The following is a 20556-nucleotide window of genomic DNA, read 5'->3' as shown; positions in this document are numbered from 1 at the left end:
TTGTCCTCCTTGTCCTCCCTGACCCCCTTGTCCCCCTTGTCCTCCTTGTCCCCCACTCCCCCACTCCCCCACTCCCCAATTCCAATTTTCCAAAATCCGGGTGCTACCGAAACCACCTCTAGCGCAGAGGATACCGCGACATTCTGGATCTTGCCATGCTGCTGCTAATTGCTGACGGCGGGTTTCATCTTTGCCTGCTAAATAGCCCCACCTGTCATCTATCCGGGGAGATATTTCTACTTTGTAACCACGCGATCGCCAAATTTCCACCCCGCGTTCAAAGGTCGCAAATTCTCGCAAAGCACCGCTAGGGGCAATTACTCGCAGTAAATCACCAGGTTTGAGAAAAGGTGGAACAATTTTGGATTTGGAATTTTCGATTGGAGATTGCATTGATAAAAAGTTAGGAGGAGCGGAGTGAGGAGTTAGGAGTTAGGAGTGAGGAGTTTGGAATTTTCGATTTGAGAGGGTGTTTGATAAAAAGTTAGGAGTTTGGAATTAGGAGTTAGGAGGAGCGGAGTTAGGAGTTAAGTAGAGACGTTCGGTATCGAACCTCTCTACTTAAGAAGCGGAGTGAGGAGTTAGGAGTTAGTCCAAAGTTAAGAGTCAAAAGAAACTTTTCATAACTCATAACTCCTCACTCATAACTCCTCACTCTTAACTTTTAACTCTCATAAATTTTATTAAACCATTTTTCAAAGCGTGAACCTAAGGCTTCTAAAGAAAATTGAGCTTCTGCGTCAGCACGACAATTTTGACGGTTAATTTCATCGATACGCTGGGTAGCATTTACCAACTCAGAAACGCTATCCGGTTCTACCAAAAAGCCAGTTTTGCCATCTTGGATAATTTCCGCAGGTCCACCGCGACGGTAGGATATTACAGGCACTCCACAAGCTAAACTTTCAATTACGACATTGCCGAAAGCTTCTACCCAATGGGGTGTCATTAATAATGCCCGACACTCACCTAATACCTGCTGCATTTCATTTGTTGATAAAAATCCCAGATATTCAAAGATATCATTTGGGTAATTTTGACAAATCTGCTGCCAGTATAATTCATCTTGAATTTTACCCATAATTTTTAAGGGAATTTGGGTAATTTGCGCTACGGATACTGCATCTTCTAAACCTTTTTCTGGGGAAATGCGACCTAACCAGGCTAATTGTTGTTTTGGGCGATCGCAAAATCGATAAAGCCCTAAATCAATACCACTACTCAAGTAATGTAAGGGTGGGGTTAACTGAGAAAAAGTGATAGCTTGAGAGGCAGTATAAAAGCCAATAGTGCCAGAAAACTGCTTTGCCACTTGTACAATGATTTTGTCAAGGGCATCGGAGAGTGAACCCATGCTGACAAAGTGGGCAATCGGACGAGTGAAAAAAGGTGTCAGGTAAAATGGCAACCAATCGTAAGCAAAATTTACAATCAAGTCATAATCAGCCTGAACCTGACGAGCATAATCCCACATATTTGCCAAAACAGAATTTTCTGGCATCATAACCGGGTCTGTGCGTTCTTGCTTTTGGGCAATAATCTGTAAATTGCCAGGAATTTGCACTATTGGCAGGTTATCCCATGTCGAACCTGCGGGAGCGACGATTTGTACTTCATGACCCCGCTGGATCATTTGTTGAGCTATATTATACACGGTTAATTCCACACCACCGCCCAGTCCAGAGCCAAGAGGTCCAACGGAAGTGGAAACAAAAAGTAATTTCATAAGTTTGCTAAAAGCATTTAAAAGATTTATCATAATGTACTAAGCGCTTCGGCGCTTGAAACGCTCACTTTGAGCGCAAAGAGCATTTGTGATTGAAGAATGATGGTTATCGCATTGAAGCCGGATGTCACAATCCGCAGTCTAATAGATATCTCCAGAATTTAATTATGCGTTGCCCGAAACCCTTGTACAGACTACCAAGTGCTACGTCTCTACGTATGACTCTGGAGATGTCTAATCCACTTGGATTATGATGGCTGCGAATCTTCCTCTTGACTTTCTTGATCGGACGACGACAAAGTGCGGATACGATTCATTTGTGAAAGAGCATAACGCGCTGTTGCTTGCACCTCTGCATTGGAGTCTTCTGTTGCCAAACACAACATCTGACTAATTTGAGCCATCAGATCGTAAACCCGAGTCAAGTCACGGATGGCATTTTGTCGCACATCTGGACTTTCGTCTTGCAGTGAAATTGCCAAAGCACGATTTATCGGTTTAAGTGTGCGCGTACTAATTTCCGCCAAAGCTGCTAAAATTAAGCTGCGTTGTTGAGAATCAACCTCAATCATCACCTCCATCAGTGGCTGAATTGCACGGGAATCTCCCTGCTGTCCCAAATCCCAGATGGCTTTGCGTCGTTTCGTCGGGTCAGCACTGCGTAAGTCTTTCATCAACTCGTCAACGATGTTGACTTTGGCTAAACGGGAAGTTTTTTCTAGTGGTAGTACAACTTTTGCAGGTGGTGCAGTTGCTTCTTCTGCATTGGTTATATGTGCTGGGCTGGACAACGGTAACAAACCAGGAATCGGCTTTGTCTGAGATGGTGTCAAAACTTGAAAATGAAAGTTTTCCGATTGAACTTGTTTGACTTTTCTTGACCTTCTGTGCAAATAGAGCAATGCACCAAGACCACCGAAAATTCCCATACCAACTAGCGACCACCATAACAAATCTTTTTGCGGAGGTGCCTTGGTAGTTGGTTTTGCGGGTTTCGGGGTAGGAGTGGTAGCAGCAAGGGATAATGATTGCTTTTGCTTAACTGCTGTCCGCAGACTTTTTTTAGTTGCTGCACCAGCAATACCGTCTGGGAGCAAGCTTTTTGCTTTCTGAAATTTAGAGACGGCAAGTTCGGTGCTTTCGCCATAATCTCCATTTACCACACCATAGTAATATCCTAACTCTTTGAGTTGTGTTTGCAGTACCTCGACTTCTGCGCCTGTACTACCAACCGAGAGAATCAAAAAATTAGCTGTCTGTGTGAAATTTCCGATTTGCAGTTGCAATTTTGATGTGAGGTTAGGTGTCGCTGTGCTTGCTGGACTGGGGTCAAAACCCAGGCAAGTCAGGCAGGTAATTATCAGGATGGAGGAATGGCGTAGCCTCATATGAAAAATCGCAGCCAGAACATACATTGTAAGTTATCGATATAACAATAACTTCAAGCTGGCTTAATGTTAACTTTTATCTGGCAAAAATATCTGGAAAATTCTGATTAGTCAGGAATTAGCCAATTTTTCGCGGTCAGTGGTCAGCAATCAGATAATAGTATAATTGCTCCTAGAGTCTTTTTTAATTAGGGGATAATTTCTGGTTCAGATTCCCTGATTGATAGGCTTAGTGGGTTGAGCTTTTTCCCAGATGCTTCCGGAAGTGGTTGTTGCTGTGTATTGTTTTGTTCTGTCACTGCAACCTTCTGATTTGTTTGGGCTAAGGTGTCACGTTGGTTGATTAGATAGATGCTGACTAAAGTTATGCAGACTCCCACCCACTGTACAGGGCTGAGGACTTCGTTGAGCAACAAGTTGCCAAATAGCAGGGCAAATACGGGTGTGAGGAAGGTGAGAGAACTGAGACTGGTGAGACTGCCGCTAGAAGCAAAATAGAAAAATAATCCGTAGGCGATCGCACTCCCAAAGACTGTCGCATATAACAGCGACATCCAATCAGATACTACAAGATTTTGCCACTGCTGGGATTCTGTCAAAAATGAAATTCCCCACAAAGGCAATCCACCTATAATCATGTGCCATCCTGTAGCGCTTACCGGATCGGCATATCGACATACATATCTAATCAACACCGTTCCCACTGCCATTGACAGGGCAGCCAACAACATCAACCACTCACCACTTTCAAAGGGGGGGAGGGGGGGAATGGAGGAGGGGGGGAGGGGGGGAATGGAGGAGGGGGGGAGGGGGGGAATGGAGGAGAGGGGGAATGAATGATTTGAGAAAAGACTCAAAATTAATTCGTCGGGCAAGCCAATTAAACTAATACCTGTGACTCCGAATGCTAGCCCCAGCCATCCCCACAAACCAATATGTTCTTGAAATAGCCACAACGACATTAAAGCAACTGCCAACGGTTGAGAGTCAATCATTACAGACCCCAAACCCGCACCAGTTCTAACTAATCCCTCTGCCAAAAAGCCTTGAAATAACGTTCCATCCACCAACGCAAATAAGGCAATCCACAACCATGCTGCCCAACCCTTAGGCATCGGTTTACCCATGAATGCAGTTGCGATTAAGATTAGCACTCCAGCAGGCACTAGACGCACTCCTGCCATAAATAGCGGCGTCGTGTGGGGAATTACTCCTTTCATTGCTACCATTGCCGTACCCCACAAGAAAAAGGGTGCGATTAACAGTAGCGGGGCAAAGGGAAGTTTGGCTGCACGCTCGTTGATTTGCATGGAATAGAAAAATACCTTTATTTGACAAACGCAGAAATTCCTTTACCTAATTTTACCGAATTATGTCGTTTTGTGAAGTAAAGAATACTCACTTCATGAATCAAACGGATCAACATTTACTGATATAGGCTATCAAAGCACTTGGCAACCCAGTCGCTACCTAAGCGGCACCAAAGGTCTGATTACTAACTTTACTGGTGGTCAATATGGTTTATCTTTGGGCGTAGAGACGTAGCAATGCTACGTCTCTACATTTTTCCCTTATTCATACCTCTGCTTCCTACTTAATTTGCATTACTGCGTAGTCAGGATTTGCCGGGTTTGGAATTAATCGCTGGTTCTTACAATCCACTAAGAAGTCTAACTGTTCTAATACAACTTGACCAATAAGAACTTCATCACCAGTTATCAACGCTTCTACAATAGTTTCACGTCCTGCATACTCAATTATCACAGGTTCGGTGACTCCCACACTTTCCTGGCGTCCGTCAGCATATTGGGCTACCCGTTGTCCGCGAATTTGCAAACCTAGCTGCTGTACTATTGCTGCGGGAATTACTAAGGTGACTGCACCTGTATGTACTAAAGCTTCGGTTTCATGTTCACGCAGAAGATGAGGTGCAAGTAATCCCCGATTTACTAGAGCCTCATCTATTGCGTTTGTGAGCTTGACTTTAATGTGAACTGCTCCCATCATGAGGATATTTTAACTTATAGCGATCGCTTATCATACCAAAAAGTAAATAAATGAGTGAATATCTATCTTTGGGCGTTGCTGAATCGCCGTATGAATTGGGATGTAGAGACGCGATATATCGCGTCTCTACAAGGGTTATGACATCACGCAAAATCCTGAGTCATACATGAAATCAGCAACGCAAAAAAAAAATCAATTCATCCGCAATTGCTGATTATCCTGCCTTTCTCATCAAGGCTCGGATCAAATTATCTTTAATCATCAATATACAAGCGACTTCTAAGAAACTTGCCTGTAACATTTCTAGGGGAATTTCCTTGATTTCCTCGGTATAACGTGAGATCAGAAACCTTTGTTCAAGCGTCAATTCAAAGTCTTGAGGCTTAAGTTCAGGAAGCATAACTAATTATCCTTTTTTGATAAAATTTTGTGGGTAGTATTTCAAAAATGGTGATCTAATTTGGAAATGTCAGATTAAATTGCTTTTCGAGACTCGCGATCGCTTCACTATGTGTAGGGACACTCAAAATGCGTTCAGCGATCGCGTATGAAGATCGTTGACAAGTCGCGAAAGAAGCAAGCACAGCCACAAACTCATCAAGATCCAGGGGTTTGCTGAACCACAAGTCAAACCCCTGGCAAAGACCACGTTGACCCATGTTTTGAGTGTCATAGCCTGTCACCGCAATGGCTATCACTAGTTCCCCTCGTTCGGCTTTCGTTCTCACTTGCTGAATCAGTGCATAACTATCTTCACCAGGAAAGGCAATATCACTCACGAGGATATCAGGTTGCCATTGTCCAAATATTTCCAAACCAAGCTTAACTGAAGATGCTGTTTGCACCTCCACACCATACGATCGCAGCAGCACCGAGAGCATAACACGGCAATCCTCATTATTGTCTACAACGAGTACTCGCAGCCCTTGAAGAGAGAAAAGATTAGTTGAAAATTCGTTACGTAGATACATTGCGGCTCCCATGAAAACTCATATGGTTTTTGCTTAAAGACTTCTGATGATTGTCCGCAGCGCGTGCTTTCTAGAGAGAGGATTTTAACGTTTTCACACTTTCTGCCTGGGATAATTACAATTAGCATGACACCCTGATGTTGGAAATGATGTTTGAGTAAATCTTTAAAACGTATAAGTTGTATAAGTTGTATTAAAAACACTCAAATCGTTACAACAACCATAGACAACCTATTTGAAAATTAAATATGCGTTATCCAAACCCTTGTAGAGACGCGAAATTTCGCGTCTCTACATTCGTTTTCACGACGTTTGTCTCATGCATTATGAGGTGCTGGCTTCACACATCAAGCGGTTGATGCAGTTTTTGCGCCAAACTTGGGGAGGGAATCCGTAGTATTGGCGAAATTGGCGGGAGAAATGACAGGCATTTTGATAGCCTAGTGATGTGGCAATTTCCTCGATTGTCTGATTTTTTGTTTCCAGTAGTAAACAAGCCGCAGTCATCCTGCGTTTGACAATCCAGCGGTTTACAGTTTCTCCTGTCAGCTTTCCGACTCGGTTGGTTAAATAAGCGGGTGAATAACCAACTGCTTCAGCAACATCGCACAGACTAATTCCTTGGTGATAATGAGTTTCGATGAAGTCGAAAACTTTTTTGAGTTGGGGAACGCTCTTGAAGCACAATTTAGGATTTGCGATCGCTGTTTGCTCCAACTTGAAAGCTGACTCTAAATTGGCTGCGTAACTACTTAAAAAAGTGTCTCGGTTTTGCAGTCGAGCTGCGATCGCGTTTAGCAATTCTTCGACTATAAAAGGTTTGCTCAGATAGTCATCTGCTCCCCTATCCATAGCTTTGCGGAAGTCTGTCTTCGTGCCGCTGTCAGCAAGAAAAATAAACGGGATAATTGCGGTCACGGGATCTTGCTTCAGGGTATCTAGCACCTCGTAACCATCAACAAGAGGCAGAAAAATGTCGCAAAGTATTATGTCTGGTAAGTGCGCTTGCGCTTGTTGAATGCCAATAAGACCGTTTTCTGCCGCGATCGTCTCAAAACCTTCAATAACAAGACTGTCTAAGTACATGTTACGGGTGCTAGTATTATCTTCAATTACGAGAATTTTTCTGGCTGATTGCATCATTTGTTTCACTAACTAAATTTTTTTTAGTGATACTTACTTAATGTTGAATACCCAGTTGACGATGGAACACCGCGCACCCTATACTTTCAAGCGCTGCGCTTGAGTAGCAACGGATACTCTCAGAAGTCGGGGAAAAACGAATAATTTGTCAAGCTACTAAGTCTTCATTCAATACGGTTCGGTTAACGTATGTAGAGACTAGCAAGTGCAACGTCTCTACAAGGGTTTTGGGTTCACAAATATTCTTAACCGAACCGTATTGAGTCTTCATTGACACGCTTTAAATGTTTACATTCTCAAAGATGACAGATGGGTGTTTGAAATGAGGTATTGGCAAATGTTTGAAATGTATAAGATGAGTTAACAATGATTCAATTCGTTACAAAAATTTATATTATTTAACAATACTTCAGTACTACTGATTATTCAGAGTCTTTGACTTATACGTATAAGCACAAAACGTAACATTCATCAACTCTTTACGAGATGAATTCCACAAGTTCATCTAGTTAGTTTCAGTATGGATAATATTTTAATTGTTTTATTTTGACGAAATTAGCAGAGTAAATACTTGTATTTTGTTTAACTTATACAAAACACAAGGTTTTTAGCATGGAAAAAGCTTTAAACTTAAAAGTATTGTATTAATTGGAAGTTACGCCTAATACATATAAAGTAAACACAAATTGTGGATTTTAGCCCTTGAGTACTGCTTTCCAGTACTAGACATCTCCAGAAAGGACGTAGAGACGTTCCGCCGGAACGTCTCTACAAGGGTTCGGGCAACGCATAGTTAAATTCGGTCGATGTCTATTATGGTTAATTTGTACAAAGCGTAACTTCTATTAATAAAAGTTTAAGTTGTAGATTTTCAGACTCTTGTGTTTTATTTCATGGTTAAGCGATCGCTCCAGGCATCACTCACCGGAATTCAACAGGCTAAAAAAGCATTTGCTCGCAAAAGGTGGACTCAGGAAAATCTAGCGCTTGAAGTAAACTTAAAAACTCGACAACCCATTTGGCGGTTTTTTAGTGGACGTGCTGTTGAGCGTCATACCTTTTTTGAAATTTGTTCTGTATTAGACCTCAATTGGCGGGAGATTGCTGAAAATCCCCCAGCAGAATTTTCTGAAAGAAGAGAATTCGCCCAGCCTACTGGCTTGAATATTGATGTTTTGGTGCAACAAGTGCGATCGCAACGCAAAGACAAAATTCAAGACCAGTGCGGCATCTTGCAGTTATTGGATATCAGTCATCCTGTGGGAATCGATGACATATATATAGATGTGAATATTTTGGAGGAAATCGAAAGCCTTCAGTGGTTAGCTTTAGATGACCTGCAAAAGCTTGGTCCAGAACAATTTGACCGCTTTGGCTTAGGTGAGGTTGACGAAAAACAAATACCAGGTATGCGGGCAGTGGAAACGTACTCCAAGCTTAGGGTGCTAGGCAAACCAGGGGTAGGTAAAACCACTTTCTTGCAACATCTTGCCATTCAGTGTAACCGAGGTGCATTTGCGGCAAACCAGGTTCCTGTTTTCATCACACTAAGGAATTTTGCGGAATCACCGGGACGCAGCGACTTCAGTTTATTAAATTACATTTCCCAGGAGTTTCTCACCTCTGGAATTTCCGAAAATTCAGTGATTGAAAAGTTACTTCAGGCAGGCAGAGTGTTGCTGTTGCTTGATGGGATCGATGAAGTTCTCAAGCAACAGAGCAATGCTGTCTTAAAAGAAATTCGCTCTTTTTCAGACAAATATCACAAAAATCGGTTTGTGGTGACCTGTCGAACGGCATCTCAAAAGCTCAGGGTTCGAGGCTTTAGTGATGTTGAGATTGCCCCCTTTACTCAAGCACAAATCCAAGCCTTCGCTCAAAAATGGTTTGTGACATTCACCAAGACAAACGCTACTGATGGGCAAGCGCAGGGAGTTGAGTTTATTCAAAAGCTGGACGAACCCTCAAACTGGCAATTTCTCCGACTCGTCGTCACACCTTTGTTTTTGCATCTTGCTTGCTGGGTGTTTCATGGTCAGGGAAAATTTCCCACTAAGCGGACTGATTTTTATAAGCAAGGGCTAGATTTGCTTTTAGGTAAATGGGATGAAGCTAGAGGTGTTGAGCGGGATGAGATTTACCAAGGGTTTTTATTACCCCAAAAGCTGAAGTTATTAAGTCAGATTGCGGCAGCGACCTTTGAGAAGGGTCAGTACTTCTTTGACCAACGTGTTCTTGAGCAATACATTGGGGACTATATTCGTAATCTGACCGATGCTCCAATCGAGCCAGAGGAACTGCAACTAGAAAGCGAAGCGGCGCTGAAGGCGATGGAAGCGCAACATGGGCTACTAGCAGAACGGGCGCGGGGAGTGTTTTCCTTCTCCTCTCTGGCGTTTCAAGAATACTTCACAGCAAGAAATATCGTTGCCAGCCATAACTTACAAGCATTCGAGCAAGCTCTCTCTGGGCTGGTGAGTCACATTAACGATCCTCACTGGCACGAAATCTTTCTATTGACGGCTGGTATGCTCCGGAGTGCAGATTCGCTGATGCAATTAATGAAGCAACAGATTGATGCACTCGTCGGCTCTGACCCTTACTTACAAGAGTTTTTGACGTGGGCAAGCCAAAAATCAAAGGATACGCTGTCGCCACCTTTGGTGGCGACAGCTCGATCATTTTACCTTGCTCTTGCCCGGACTCCTCACCTGGCTTCTCACTTTACCCTAGCCAGCACCCTTGACCAGGGGATGTTTCTAGATGCGGCATTGGATGACTTATTGCTAGAGTGTGCTGTAGACCGCAGCCAGGATTTTGCCCACGCCTATGTTTGTGCAGAGGCGATCAACAATATTATGGTCATGGTTCTGGATGCTGGACTTTATAAGTCTCTCGAACAACTCAAAGATGAATTTCCCAATTCTCGTCAAAACCAAGAACGCTTTCAAGCATGGTGGCAGACAAACTATTCAGCTTGGGCACAACAGTTAAAGAAGACGATCGCTAATTATCGCAATATTCATCACCACTGGAACTTCAGCCCCCAACAACAGGAAGTATTGCAACGCTACTACGATGCCAATCAGCTGCTGCTTGATTGCTTAAATAGCAATTGTGAGGTGACGCCTGGAATTAGGACCGAAATTGAAGCTAGTTTATTATTGCCAACAAAGGAACTTGAGGAGAGGGAATGGCAATAATGTTGGCGTTGCTGAATTCAGGTATGAATCTGCATGTAGAGACGCGAAATTTCGCGTCTCTACAATTTGTATTTCGCGTCTCTACAATGTTGGCGTTGCTGAATTCAGGTATGAATCTGCATGTAGAGACGCGAAATTTCGCGTCTCGACAAATTGTATTTCGCGTCTGTACAAATTGTATTTCGCGTCTGTACAATTTGTATTTCGCGTCTGTACAATTTGTATTTCGCGTCTGTACAAATTGTATTTCGCGTCTGTACAAATTGTATTTCGCGTCTGTACAATTTGTATTTCGCGTCTGTACAAATTGTATTTCGCGTCTGTACAAATTGTATTTCGCGTCTCGACAATGTTGGCGTTGCTGAATTCAGGTATGAATCTGCATGTAGAGACGCGAAATTTCGCGTCTCTACAATTTGTATTTCGCGTCTCGAAAATTTGTTGATTGATTTCTCAAGTTAAGTTGTGTTGCACAAATGGTCTTTATTGCGTTTTGTGTCGTAATCAATCAACTCATTCAGGAAATCAAACTAGGGCTTGTCATGCTAGTTTATATAGCGGTTCTCAATCGCGTGCTATACAAACCCTAAGGCAAACATAGCAATGCCCCGTCAGGATGTATGTACACAATCCAGAATTGCCATAACCCAATACCGTTCAGTTAAGCCCGATGGTCTGAGGGTAGAGACGCGAAATTTCGCGTCTCTACAGGTCTAAAATCAGTACCAAAAACCTTAACACGCCCGCGTATTGTGCCATAACCAGGATTATTAATCCAATTCAATGGGGATTATATATATGATCGCTTTACCAAATAATCAATTCTTGGATTGGTTAATCCCTACTTGTAGGCAAAGAACTGCCTCCATCACACTTAAGCAATCGATGAAGGGCAGACATACTTGCCTTTGCTGTTCAGGTGTTTTACTTCGTCACATGCGATCGCAAGGAGTATACTGGCGTTGTAGCCACTGTCATGACGAAATGCCGATTTAGAAAGTAAAAAAGGCGTTGCTGAATTAAGGTCTCATAAGCTTGTAGTGAGGACTTTAGTCCTCACTTATATTATGAGATTAGGTAAGATAAGGACTTCAGTCCTTACTACAAGCATGTTTTATTATCGGTAATTCAACAGTTATGATATGACTTTTTAAGGCTTCTTAGGCACATTTGGTGCTTGGATTGTACAGGGTTTAATATTGCACTGTTGCTCGTAAAGCTTTTGCACATAGGTTTCTTGCCAACTCAAAGGAACTTCTAGTAATGCCAGCGATCCTGTAATTCCTTGTGCGATAAACATGAAAAAAGCGATAGAATTTAAAGCGATGTGAACTTTCCGCCAGCGATTTGTTTTATCCTTATAGATATCTGGCAAAATTGCGAGAGAGAAAATCATCAACAAAGCGACAGTAACACCGTAATAGTAGTGAGAAATATACCATTGGTTAGTTTGACGATAGACACCATCTTGACAACCAAGTATTACTAAAGCTATCCCACTAAGGGTAGCAAAAATCCCCCGCCACATCCGATCGCCTGCTTTATAAAGTAGAGCCAATGAAGCGATCGCTGCGACAAAAAACAAGGTAATCAAAACGACTTTGAATGGTGTTTGTGTCCAAACTTTTTTTTCTAAGATATTGCCATATATACCAAAAGCCAACCCTAGTAAAACAATCCCGACAACAGCTGCTGTCAAAGCGCGTCCTAACTTAACATGTTCTTGTCCCACAACTGGGGGAATTTTACTCTTACCATCTGTTGCAGTTTCCAAGCGTCGCTGACGAACTTGAAAAGCGCGGTTGACGACAATACCGATTAAAGGAAAAACGACAATTACAGCGATCGCTGGATGCAACAGCAAAATTACATCTCTTAATTCCATATCAGACCTCTAAAAGACTACAGTACTTTTCGGAAATCACCACTAAACATCTCCATAAATTAATTATGCGTTGCCCGAAACCCTTGTAGAGACGTAAAGAGTGGAACGTCTCTACGTATGACTCTGGAGATGTCTACTAAACAAAGCATCACACTTGGTAGTGAAACTGATCTCAAACCAAACCTTTCCTTCTTCTGAATTTATCTGGAAATATAGCGGTTCTCCCTTGGGTGCAGTACAATGCGTGATCTCACTTCCATTCCTCTCTCCTACAATGAGAGAGGCTTTGAGTCTTACTCCCCTTCCCTGGGAGGGAAGGGGTTGGGGGTTAGGTCTGTATTGGACAGAAGGTGCGATCGCGCGATAAAACTTAGCTTTTACTCAGCATTTTTTTTCTTAGAGTGTTCCAAAAAATAAATGATGCAAAACCCGTCATTGTGAATGGAGCGTTCGTGGTATCTCGTAGAGAAGCGTAATGAAGCAATCGCAAAGACTTTGAGATTGCTTCTCCTGTCGGAGACGCTTCCGGAACGCTACACTTCGTTTCGCTCGCAATTACAATTGGGCATTTTTTTACTTGGAGTACTCTTAAGTGTGCGTTCTGCTTCTCGCATCAGCCTTTCACAACTGCGATCGCACTTGTATCAGCTTTGCGACCAAATAACACTCTTGGTTTGAACAAAATTTTAAATAGCAACCATAAAGATTGTAACTCTCCGGGTGCCAATGAGCGCCGCCACTGACCAGGACGACAGAAGAGCATTTTTACTAAGGAACGATGCTGAGTCAAGTTTACATCTTCAAACATGACTCGAACTGTGGGAAATTCTTCTTGAATTTCGGTTTGCCTAACAATACCTTGCAAGGTTAATTTTGCCTCCATAATTTCCAAAGTTATGGGTAAGATTTCTCCTGGCTTGATTTCCGGCAAACCCGCTTGGGTTAAGGCAATTTCCGCTCCTATTTCCGAAATCTTTGTGGTTATCCCCCACAGTGAAGTATTTTCTTCAGCGTGATTTTTTATATCTAAGCGCACGGTGCGTCGCAAGTCAAACCAAGCGTAGGGGTCAGTTTTGGGAATATCCAGCAAGACCAACAAGGCAATAGCAAGGACAATTAAATTGTAAATGCTCCACAACCAACCTAAACCGAGTCCCTTAACTTCTTGGGCAGCTTCTAATGGCATTGTCTGCCAAGCACCTTTGAGGATAAACATCCCCAAGTTGCGCCATAAGCTGACTGCCGTGCCAACAAATAATACAATCAAAGGTAAGGCTAGTTTCCAGTTGAAAGAAAAGCGATCGCGTCCAGTTCCTTTTGGTGTCACCTTAAAACCGCGAGAAAACGGATTCAGCATGACTTGAATTACCGTCCATGCAATGGGAAATGCCAGTACAGCTGAGTAGATATTTGACAATAATGCCGAACTGCTGCGGTAATTTAGCCAGGAAAATACTGAGAATTGCACCACATAGTAGGGCAAAAAGTAATACAGCATTTCTGAGGGATTTGCTCTAATCGGGATCGCTCCGAAAAACGAATAAACTAAAGGTGCAATCAAAAAACCGACAAGGGAAATACTTGAAAACCAATGTAGCAATCCGCTGAAGTGCGCTAGTCGTTGCCAAGGTCGCAATCCGCGAATGGTGAGGGGATTCGCTTCAATGAAAAATGCTTGGAGTGTACCTTGTGCCCAACGCAGACGTTGAGTTGCTTGATCTGCCATGTTATCAGCTGCCAAACCTGCACTCAATTTTTCATCTAAGTAAACTAAGCGATAGCCTTGTGCCGAAAGTCGAATGCCGGTGAAGTAATCTTCGCTGAGAGAGTCGGTGACAAAACCACCAACTGTTTTTAATGCACTTCGTCGCACCACAAAAGAAGTACCAGCGCAAGTTACACTGCCTGCACTATCGCGAAGCGGTTGAATTTGGCGGTAAAATACTTCTTCTTCGGGTATGAGAACGTTCTCTAACCCAAGATTGCTGGCAATGGGATCGAAGTTGTAGAAGCTTTGCGGAGTCTGCACCAAGCCAATTTGTTCATCTTGAAAAAAGCCAACTGTGCGGGTGAGAAAATTTTCCGTAGGGACAAAATCAGCATCAAAAACGACAATTAAATCCCCATCAGTACGAGCGATCGCGTGATTCAAATTTCCGGCTTTGGCGTGACGATTATCAGAGCGCGTCATGTACTCACAACCCAACTCTAAAGCCAGCGCTTGCACTTCTGGACGTTTGGTATCATCTAACAAATAAACTTTTTTCTTTTGGTAGTCCAGAGCTTGACAACCGATGATTGTCCGCTGCAAAATAAAAAGTGGCTCATTGTAAGTTGGTACAAAGATATCTACACTGGGGGTGAAAGTGCCTTCAATTACAGCAACTGCTTTTTCGTCTGCTTCCCAAGGACGCTCTTTGTGCTTCAGCATCAAAAAAAGCTGAATCAAAGCACTAGTGAGCATCAGCATTTCTAAGAAAAACAAAGCCAAACTGAAGCTACCATTTAGAGGGTTGCTCAAATTGAGAGTGGAAAGCGATCGCCAAATAAGATATCGGATAGTCAACACCAGCAGAATTCCTGCCACTATAAATCGCGAGCGGGGGCGAGGTACTGGGGAAATTTTCATAATTACTAACGCGATCGCTAGTAAAATAATAGTGGGGGCAACTAGATATTTTCCTGCTACCATTGGTGCTTCCACCCACATTGGTGGCGAAGCTTGCAGCATGTCAATATGAGCAAAAATATGACTGATATCACCTTCCCCTGCAAACCATGCTGCTGCTATTGCACCAGATATAGCGATCGCACCAAGCATTACTAAAGATGCCCATTGGGGACGAACTACTGGTTTGGGGATTCTATCCAAACGTTGAGCACCAATTTTGGACGTTTTCATAATTTATTAATCTTGGCGATCAAGCCTGTTAAAAATTAGTGAATTGTTAGTTTAAATGTTACACCATTCCTGATAAAGGAGTTATGAGTTAGGATAACTGCCAACGGCTTTACCGCACCTACTTAATCCATTTTCTGGCTCTGGCACAAGTTGTAGGCATTAACAGTTTGTTATCTGAAGATATAACAAGTATTCTCGTTCACACACCCGTTGGGCATTGTAGGTAGTTGACCAAACTATTTATTTGACAAACCTCGTGGAAAAGACGTAGAGACGTAGCACTGCTACGTCTCTTGGGGTTCTGGACAACGCATAGTTGATTTTCACTCCTATATCTAATAGATACCAGCCCTGTATCTAATTGCTGGTTGTGTGTCGTGGAGCTGAATGTGACGGCTGGTATCTATTTTCTTGGCAAGTGCCTTACTTCACTTCAGCGGGTGGGAACTTAGCTATTTTACCTTTCTTCGCCGCGACAACTACATCGAACATTGTACATAAAGAGAACGTTACATTACTAGTTTTGCTATAAAGGCTAACTACCATACCTGCACCACCTGGTTGAATCCCTATTGGTGAAAGTTGTTTCGGAAAGTATTCCCGCATCATCTGGGCACTCTCAGGTTTACCCTTATTTGCAAGGATCATTGCAATTTTTTGGTCAACAGTCAAGCTTGCTGGATCATTCGGCTGTTGGGCTGATACTTGAGCTAGTGAAGGATTAATTACCTTTAAGGGAACATCGGAAAAAGAGAAAAAGCTAACTAGGGCAGCACTTGCAAGTATAGATGTAAGTTTCATTCGTTACTCCTCATTTTTTAGTTATCCTTCAACTAATTAAAGCATCTCAGTTACTACTGAAGTTCATCTGAGAAGCAAACCATGATTTTCATGAATTTCTGCTGACAATAAATTCAGTTAAAACTCAGCGTTTTCTCAGATAATCATGTTATGGAGTGATTATACTGCGTCGCGGGTACAAAAAACAAACCAACAATTAGGGTGTCATCCACTACCTTAACGCACCGTACTTTTATTTAGCTAACTGCAACAGCATAAGTTTCCAAAATAGCTACTAATTTCAACCCAAATTCTGCCTCAAAGACATCTTTTTTTAAATCCACACTCCAGAGTTCTAAAGCGCAATCTTCATCAGTATGAGATGGAAAAATATGCAGATGTAATTCCTGAGAATCTGGATTGTATTCACACTGGACTCGTGCGATCGCACCAATTTGCCTCCGATCGAGGGCAACTGCTAATCTCACAAAAGCACTCAACTTGCTGACTATTTGCCTGTCATCTTTGTGCAGTAGATTGGCGTAATTTTCATGCTTTTTCTTCGGCGGTGATTTACGATGATAACGTGCTAAATTAGCGATTATTTCTATCTCAGTTTCTGTATAACCGAGTAACTCACCATTGCGAATTAAATAGTAAGAGTGCTTGTGGTGAGCGCCATGGTTAACATAATGACCGCAATTGTGTAAAATTGCCGCTGCCCATAATAATTCTCTTTCTTCTGCACCCCAGTTGTGTAATTTACCTTGAGTTTGGTTAAATAATGACAGGGCAAATTTGGCAACGCGATCGCTATGTTCTAATTTTATGTTGTATTTTTTCGCTTGTTTGAGAACACTCCGTTCCCTCACCGAACCTTGGTAACGCAGTTTATCTTCAATCAAACCGTGGGTCAACATCCAGTCTACAATCACCCCTTCCCGCAGCGATCGCTCGCACACCGTCACCGATTCAGCACCCAAAAGAATCATCGCTTCCTGTAAGATTACGGCTCCCGCAAGTATCACTTCTGACCTTTTCTCCGGCATTCCCGGAATCTCTGCTCGTTCTGAGTAATTCAGTTTCCCCAAGCGATCGACCAACTCGCGCAAATCCTTTAAACTAAACTCGTACCGATTGAGTGTTGCCGGGACAGAACCTAAATTTTCCCGTGCGTGAATTAGCCCTAAAGTTTCAATTGTGCCAGCAGTTCCTACCAAACGGGGAGTTTCTCCCATCTGGATGTTCGCTTGCACTTCTTCTACAGAACGTTCAAGCGTACCCCGTGCGTAAGCTTCCAAGTACTGAAACTCAGTGTTGCTGATGGGGTCAGTGGTAATTAATTCACTGGTTAACCGCACTGCACCCACTTTAGTACTGGTGAGAACTCGCGCTTCGTGACTATCGCCTAAAATTATTTCTGTGGAACCGCCGCCAATATCGATGATAATATGAGGCTGGTTGTTAAATTCCATCCCCGACAATACACCCAAGTATATGCGCCGCGCTTCTTCTTGACCAGAAATCAAGTCAACGCTTAAACTCAACTCAGATTCTACCCTTTGCAAAAAATCTTTACCATTGGGAGCTTCACGCACAGCGCTAGTTGCTACCGCAATGATTGTTTCCGCATTGAGACTTTTCGCAACTTCTTGAAAGCGTCCCAACGCAGCGATCGCTTTTTCTATTATCTCTGGTTTAAGTTCTCCAGTTTTCAGATTGCGATCGCCCAATCTCACAGTTTCTTTTTCTCTAGCAATAATGCTAAAAGCTGGTAATGTTGGTTCAATCCGCACAATTACCATATGCAGAGAATTTGTCCCTAAATCAATGGCAGCAATAATCGGGTGTTGCTCAACTGTTTGAGTTGGAGTACTCTCCCAGCTAGCTGAAACTAAATTAAATCCCATATTTCGTATTTTCAATACTTTTGAGTTAGAATCCCTTTCTTGTGCTCAATAGATGCTCAAATACCCTAACGTGCAGTGTTTTGATGATTATTTTGAGCATGATTTTATACTATTGTTAATGCTCAATAGATGCTCATAGAGATACCTTATCTATTTTACTTCAAGTCAAGCGCAAAGTAATTTGAAAATACACAGAGGTGGGTTGGCTACCTGATAGGGGTATTATTGTACTATTATGGGATTGCGCTAGCCAGAATTTAGAGGATGTTTGAAAAGTATTGGGCGAATAGAATTCGCTACTACACAAACAAAGTCCACCTCCGTGGACTAATACAAACATCTTGGGTTTTTAACCTGCGTTCGCGTAGCGTTCCGCAAGGAAAGGCAGGTTTTGTCTGTATAGCCGCGACTTATAGTCGCTAGGGCTAGTAACTTTTCAAACAACCTCTTAGAGGCAACGACTGCGATACTTACCAGAATTAAACATTATCAAAAATAGAATTGATAAATTAATCAAAGTTAACAATCTTAAAGAGGCTTAATTATGAAAACCGAACACGAACGCGAACAATTAATTAAACATATTAACGAACTGCTAAATCAAGCGGGTGCGACAGTACCCTAGATGAGATTTACGCACTACTTCTAAAAATCGAAGAGGAAGAGGAAGAGGAGGATGTAAAAGCCTACGAAAAAGCTAAAAAAGACGCTGACATTGACGGCTCAGTTTCATGGGAAGAAGCTAAAAAAGAACTTAAAACGGAAAGAAAAAAGGAAGTAGCGTGAGTTATAAAGTTGAAATATTAAAAGGAGCATTAAAACAACTTAAAAAATTATCGCCTGAACTTCAAGAACGCATATAAGTAAAGATTGATGAGTTAGCCATAGAACCGCGTCCTCATCAAGTAAAAAAGTTAAAAAACACAGAAAACGCTTATCGTATGAGAGTAGGCAATTATCGCATTATATACGATACTTTAGATGATATTTTACTGGTAAATGTGGTGGAAATTGGACATCGCAGCAAGATTTATAAAGATGAAAGTTGACAAACAACAAAATCTTAGAGCTATCGTCTAACAGGGTTTAGCTGCATTTACCAGTTAGCGATACATATGAATCTTGTAGAGACGCGAAATTTCGCGTCTCTACAGGTCTGTATTTGTATTAAGGTTTTTGTGAAACGGCATAACACAATCTTTTGCGGAATTCAAGGTTGCTGTCTTATATTCCTAGTATGGAAACATCTAGAATATACATACTTATGAGACAGTGGTGTAAGTAAACCCCATTTTATTAAGCCGATGTCTACCCAGAGGCTCAAAGGAAGATTTTAACCCGGAATATTATTTAATAAAACCCTGACATGAAATGAGCGTTGAAATCCCAGTCAAAAAAATCTTAGTGTTGTCAGCGAATCCCAAAGGTACGAAACCACTGTGTTTGAGTGAGGAGATTCGTGAAATTAAGGAAGGGTTACAACTAGCGAAAAAACGCGACAGCTTTCAGATAGAGTCGGCAGAAGCAGTCCGTGATAGAGATATTCACCGCTCTATTCTCAATTACGAACCCCAGATTATTCATTTTTCTGGACATGGCGCAGGGGAAGAGGGTTTAATATTTGAAGATAATACCGGACAACAAAAGCTAGTGGATGCAGCAGCATTAGCTGGGTTGTTTGAATTGTTCGCTTCAGATGTAGAGTGTGTATTACTTAATGCTTGCTATTCCGAGATTCAAGCCAAAGCGATCGCCCAACATATTAATTATGTTATCGGCATGAGTCAAGAAATTGGCGATAAAGCCGCCATTAAATTTGCTGTTGGTTTTTACGATGCTCTGGGTGCCGGAAGAAGCGTTGAATTTGCATATAAACTTGGTTGTCAAGTCATCCGCATGGCAGGGATTCAAGAGCATTTGACACCTAAACTGTTGAGAAAAGAAGATTTGCATGGGGAAAGTATAAATACCACCCCTACACTCACTTCACCCCCACAAGATGCTCGCAAAGCAAGCGTTGTTTCTCCTTCACCCACACTAACACCAACTCCCCCTGTAACCAAACAGGAAGAAGCCGAAAGACTGCAACGAGAAAAACAAAAGGCTGATGACCTGCCCTCTGAAAAGGGAATAGACTACACCAAACTGCGTGACTTGCTAGCAGCAGGCAATTGGAAAGACGCAGATCAGGAAACTCTAGCTGTGATGCTGAAAGCCACTGGCAGAGAAACAGAAGGCTATTTAGATCCCGAATCCATCGTAAACTTTCCTTGCACAGACTTACGCACCATTGACCAATTGTGGGTAAAATATAGCAAAGGGCTTTTTGGCTTCAGTGTGCAAAAGCGCATTTACGAAAGCGTCGGATTTTACTACGAGAAGTTTGGCGATCGCGTCGGTTGGCGAAAGTTGCGTCTGTTTTTTAACAAAGAATGGCTCACCTACTCGGAACTCACCTTCTCCCTCAATGCCCCTCATGGACATCTCCCTGCGGGTGGCTTCGCTGGTGGTGGACGAGATTTGACGAAGACGTTACGGTGGCTAGATATATGCTTATCTTATTGTTTAATGGTGGAGTGAAATTTTCTCCTCTCTTATGGAGACTTGTAAACTTTAACATATAAGGCTTACAGGAAATTGT

The 20556-nt window shown here is 42.4% G+C and carries 16 protein-coding genes; 4 read left to right on the top strand and 12 right to left on the bottom strand.

From position 1 onward, the window contains the following. The 8 genes from OGM63_RS14495 to OGM63_RS14460 form a co-directional block, all read right to left on the bottom strand. Positions 1–393: LD-carboxypeptidase (locus tag OGM63_RS14495; RefSeq protein WP_263746284.1), on the bottom strand; the 393-nt coding region annotated here is incomplete at its 3' end. Positions 394–664: 271 nt separating this feature from the next. Beyond that, positions 665–1726: a glycosyltransferase family 4 protein gene (locus OGM63_RS14490; RefSeq protein WP_263746283.1), complete on the bottom strand. Its 1062-nt coding sequence runs from the start codon at positions 1724–1726 to the stop codon at positions 665–667. 248 nt (positions 1727–1974) lie between these two features. Then, positions 1975–3141 (bottom strand): peptidoglycan-binding protein, encoded by a 1167-nt coding sequence (locus OGM63_RS14485; RefSeq protein ID WP_263746282.1) that lies wholly within the window; start codon positions 3139–3141, stop codon positions 1975–1977. Between the two features lie 161 nt (positions 3142–3302). Continuing rightward, complete coding sequence (locus OGM63_RS14480) at positions 3303–4424, bottom strand: DMT family transporter (protein ID WP_263746281.1); 1122 nt, start codon at positions 4422–4424, stop codon at positions 3303–3305. A 280-nt stretch (positions 4425–4704) separates the two neighbouring features. Beyond that, complete coding sequence (locus OGM63_RS14475; protein ID WP_318528460.1) at positions 4705–5121, bottom strand: clan AA aspartic protease; 417 nt, start codon at positions 5119–5121, stop codon at positions 4705–4707. A 214-nt stretch (positions 5122–5335) separates the two neighbouring features. Then, positions 5336–5521: an NblA/ycf18 family protein gene (locus OGM63_RS14470; RefSeq protein WP_263746280.1), complete on the bottom strand. Its 186-nt coding sequence runs from the start codon at positions 5519–5521 to the stop codon at positions 5336–5338. Positions 5522–5576: 55 nt separating this feature from the next. Continuing rightward, positions 5577–6104, bottom strand: a complete 528-nt coding sequence (locus tag OGM63_RS14465; RefSeq protein ID WP_263746279.1) for a response regulator — start codon at positions 6102–6104, stop codon at positions 5577–5579. A gap of 312 nt (positions 6105–6416) precedes the next feature. After that, positions 6417–7235 carry a response regulator transcription factor gene (locus tag OGM63_RS14460; protein ID WP_263746288.1) on the bottom strand — a complete coding sequence of 273 codons (819 nt, stop codon included), beginning with the start codon at positions 7233–7235 and terminating at the stop codon, positions 6417–6419. Positions 7236–8116: 881 nt separating this feature from the next. Between OGM63_RS14460 and OGM63_RS14455 the strand changes: the two genes are divergently transcribed. Beyond that, positions 8117–10438 (top strand): NACHT domain-containing protein, encoded by a 2322-nt coding sequence (locus OGM63_RS14455; protein WP_263746278.1) that lies wholly within the window; start codon positions 8117–8119, stop codon positions 10436–10438. 798 nt (positions 10439–11236) lie between these two features. After that, a complete protein-coding gene (locus tag OGM63_RS14450; RefSeq protein WP_263746277.1) occupies positions 11237–11434 on the top strand; it encodes a hypothetical protein in 198 nt (65 codons plus the stop codon). Between the two features lie 154 nt (positions 11435–11588). Here OGM63_RS14450 and OGM63_RS14445 read toward each other — a convergent pair whose 3' ends face one another. From OGM63_RS14445 to OGM63_RS14430, 4 genes are all read right to left on the bottom strand, one after another. Then, positions 11589–12323 (bottom strand): DUF4079 domain-containing protein, encoded by a 735-nt coding sequence (locus OGM63_RS14445; protein WP_263746276.1) that lies wholly within the window; start codon positions 12321–12323, stop codon positions 11589–11591. Between the two features lie 613 nt (positions 12324–12936). After that, positions 12937–15225, bottom strand: a complete 2289-nt coding sequence (locus OGM63_RS14440; RefSeq protein ID WP_263746275.1) for a glycosyltransferase family 2 protein — start codon at positions 15223–15225, stop codon at positions 12937–12939. A gap of 423 nt (positions 15226–15648) precedes the next feature. Then, positions 15649–16026, bottom strand: coding sequence for a hypothetical protein (locus OGM63_RS14435; RefSeq protein WP_263746274.1), 378 nt, complete (start codon positions 16024–16026; stop codon positions 15649–15651). Positions 16027–16262: 236 nt separating this feature from the next. Further along, positions 16263–17915 carry a Ppx/GppA phosphatase family protein gene (locus OGM63_RS14430; protein ID WP_263746273.1) on the bottom strand — a complete coding sequence of 551 codons (1653 nt, stop codon included), beginning with the start codon at positions 17913–17915 and terminating at the stop codon, positions 16263–16265. An 869-nt stretch (positions 17916–18784) separates the two neighbouring features. Between OGM63_RS14430 and OGM63_RS14425 the strand changes: the two genes are divergently transcribed. Together OGM63_RS14425 and OGM63_RS14420 are read left to right on the top strand one after the other, a co-directional pair. Beyond that, positions 18785–18964 carry a type II toxin-antitoxin system RelE family toxin gene (locus OGM63_RS14425; protein WP_263746287.1) on the top strand — a complete coding sequence of 60 codons (180 nt, stop codon included), beginning with the start codon at positions 18785–18787 and terminating at the stop codon, positions 18962–18964. Positions 18965–19286: 322 nt separating this feature from the next. Next, the gene (locus tag OGM63_RS14420) at positions 19287–20495 is read left to right on the top strand and encodes a GUN4 domain-containing protein (RefSeq protein ID WP_263746272.1); all 1209 of its coding nucleotides are present in this window, start codon (positions 19287–19289) and stop codon (positions 20493–20495) included. Positions 20496–20556: the final 61 nt, after the last annotated feature.

The organism is Plectonema radiosum NIES-515 (assembly GCF_025753815.1).
Lineage (GTDB): Bacteria > Cyanobacteriota > Cyanobacteriia > Cyanobacteriales > Nostocaceae > Hassallia > Hassallia radiosum_A.
Note: the sequence above shows the minus strand (reverse complement) of the source record. Positions and strands in the feature narration are given on the sequence as shown.